Annotated in this window: 1 rRNA gene; it reads left to right on the top strand. The window is 54.5% G+C overall.

The features are described from left to right. Positions 1 to 1,060, top strand: a 16S ribosomal RNA gene (locus VJ786_RS16580); the annotation flags it as partial. Positions 1,061 to 1,087: the final 27 nt, after the last annotated feature.

The raw sequence follows: 1,087 nt of genomic DNA, 5'->3' as shown, positions 1-1,087 counted from the left end.
GTGGAGGGCTGAATGTACCCGGAGAATAAGGATCGGCTAACTCCGTGCCAGCAGCCGCGGTAATACGGAGGATCCGAGCGTTATCCGGATTTATTGGGTTTAAAGGGTGCGTAGGCGGCACTTTAAGTCAGGGGTGAAAGACGGCAGCTCAACTGTCGCAGTGCCCTTGATACTGAAGTGCTTGAATGCGGTTGAAGACGGCGGAATGAGACAAGTAGCGGTGAAATGCATAGATATGTCTCAGAACACCGATTGCGAAGGCAGCTGTCTAAGCCGTTATTGACGCTGATGCACGAAAGCGTGGGGATCGAACAGGATTAGATACCCTGGTAGTCCACGCCCTAAACGATGATGACTCGATGTTTGCGATATACAGTAAGCGTCCAAGCGAAAGCGTTAAGTCATCCACCTGGGGAGTACGCCCGCAAGGGTGAAACTCAAAGGAATTGACGGGGGCCCGCACAAGCGGAGGAGCATGTGGTTTAATTCGATGATACGCGAGGAACCTTACCCGGGCTTGAAAGTTACTGAAGCATCCAGAGACGGATGCGTCCTTCGGGACAGGAAACTAGGTGCTGCATGGCTGTCGTCAGCTCGTGCCGTGAGGTGTTGGGTTAAGTCCCGCAACGAGCGCAACCCCTATGTTTAGTTGCCAGCACGTCAAGGTGGGGACTCTAAACAGACTGCCTGCGCAAGCAGAGAGGAAGGCGGGGACGACGTCAAGTCATCATGGCCCTTACGTCCGGGGCTACACACGTGCTACAATGGATGGTACAGCGGGCAGCTACACAGCAATGTGATGCCAATCTCGAAAAGCCATTCACAGTTCGGATCGGGGTCTGCAACTCGACCCCGTGAAGTTGGATTCGCTAGTAATCGCGTATCAGCAATGACGCGGTGAATACGTTCCCGGGCCTTGTACACACCGCCCGTCAAGCCATGAAAGCTGGGGGTACCTAAAGCATGTAACCGCAAGGAGCGTGTCAGGGTAAAACCGGTAATTGGGGCTAAGTCGTAACAAGGTAGCCGTACCGGAAGGTGCGGCTGGAATACCTCCTTTCTGGGGCCTGTACCCGGCCTCGCTGCA

The organism is Sphingobacterium tenebrionis (assembly GCF_037126265.1).
Taxonomy (GTDB): domain Bacteria; phylum Bacteroidota; class Bacteroidia; order Sphingobacteriales; family Sphingobacteriaceae; genus Sphingobacterium; species Sphingobacterium tenebrionis.
The sequence above is the reverse complement of the archived record's forward strand: the minus strand, read 5'-3'. Positions and strand labels throughout refer to the sequence as shown.